We start from the raw sequence: 1,429 nt of genomic DNA, 5'->3' as shown, positions 1-1,429 counted from the left end.
GCTCGCGTGCGCCATCCATGGCGTACGACGGTCCCGCGAACCCACACACCCCCGYCCTCGACGGTTGGTTGGTGCAGCCAGCGAGGCACTCCTGCGCATTGAAGAACGCGCCGCAGGCAAAAAGAAACCAAAAAAAAGCCCGGCTGTGGCCGGGCTTGAAGTGGTTTGCAACGGTTGCCAGCATTCACGCCGCGTCGAGGTGAGCACGACGCGTCTGCGCTTTGATCAATCGATCCATGGTGCGCAGCGACTTCTCTTCCAGGGCCAGCGCCGAGTCGACCCAGACCTTGGTGATTTCCAGCAGCTCGTCATAGCGCACGGCCTGGGCCAGATTGCGTGCCGCGTTCATGGCCAGATAGCTGCGCGGGACGCGCTGGTGCTGGCGGATCTGCTCCTGCACCGCCGCCACGCCCTGGCCCTTGGGCACCAGAATGTCCACCACGCCCATCGCGTACATCTCTTCGGACGAATACACCCGGCCTTCCAGAATGATCTTCTCGGCCAGCTGCGGTGCGACGCGCTTGCACAGGAACGAATAGGCACCCATGCCCGGGAACAGCCCGAACAGCACCTCCGGAAGCCCCATCCCGCAGCCTTCCTCGGCGACGATCGTGTGGCAGGCCAGCGCCATTTCCAGGCCGCCGCCCAAGGCATCGCCCTGAATCAACGCGATGGTGCGCACATCGCCACCGAAGCCGGTATGCAGGTGATGCACGCCTTCCACGCAGCGTTGCGCGTAGGCAAGCAGGCGATCGCGGTTGCCTTCGCGGATGAGGTGGGAGAACAGCTCCAGGTCACCGCCCAGGTTGTAGGCGCTGGCATCGGAGGCCAGCACGAAGTGACGCAACGCGCCGCTGTTGCGCTCGGCCGGGGAGAGGGTGATGGCATTCATGAAGCTCCACATCTCATCCAGCATGTCCCGGCGGCAGCAGGGGCGAACGCCCGTGGCGGCGTCGGCATGCATGAACAACCAATGGGCGGCGTTGTCAGCGGTGGTTTCGGTGCGGATGGTGGAATAGCCGCGGGTAATGTTCAGCTTTTCGATCGTTTGCATGGCGATTTCCTCGGCGTTTCTGGCCCGGAGGGAGGACGGTGGGCGGCGGGCCGGACGGGTCCACTCGCCGCGATCCTACACCGCCGGTCACCCGCTCAACGCAAAGGCCCCAGCCGTCACCGGCTGGGGCCGTGGAATGCCTGAATGACCGCCGAAGCCTTACGGGGCGGGGGTATCGCGCAGCTCGCGGCGCAGGATCTTGCCCACATTGGTCTTGGGCAGTTCCTTTCGGAATTCGACGATTCTGGGGTGCTTGTAGCCGGTCAGGTTGGCCCGGGCATGCTCCTTGACCATCTCGGCGGTCAGATTGGGGTCCTTCTTGACGATGACCACCTTGACGATCTCGCCGGACTTTTCATCCGGCACGCCGACCGC

3 protein-coding genes are annotated in these 1,429 nt (G+C 64.4%); all 3 read right to left on the bottom strand.

The annotated features are described in order from the left end of the window. Positions 1-184 (bottom strand): hypothetical protein (locus tag ACXJKH_RS20480; protein ID WP_457322123.1); only part of this gene is annotated, 184 nt, incomplete at its 3' end. Then, positions 185-1,054, bottom strand: coding sequence for a crotonase/enoyl-CoA hydratase family protein (locus ACXJKH_RS20475; protein WP_457322121.1), 870 nt, complete (start codon positions 1,052-1,054; stop codon positions 185-187). It abuts the gene before it with no gap. A gap of 159 nt (positions 1,055-1,213) precedes the next feature. Next, positions 1,214-1,429 (bottom strand): AMP-binding enzyme (locus tag ACXJKH_RS20470; RefSeq protein WP_457322119.1); only part of this gene is annotated, 216 nt, incomplete at its 5' end.

Source organism: Stenotrophomonas sp. P5_B8, assembly GCF_054049855.1.
Note: the sequence above shows the minus strand (reverse complement) of the source record. Positions and strands in the feature narration are given on the sequence as shown.

Excerpts from the sequence above, each read along its gene's own strand:
- ACXJKH_RS20475 (WP_457322121.1), bottom strand. The coding sequence starts at position 1,054 with ATGCAAACGATCGAAAAGCTGAACATTACCCGCGGCTATTCCACCATC.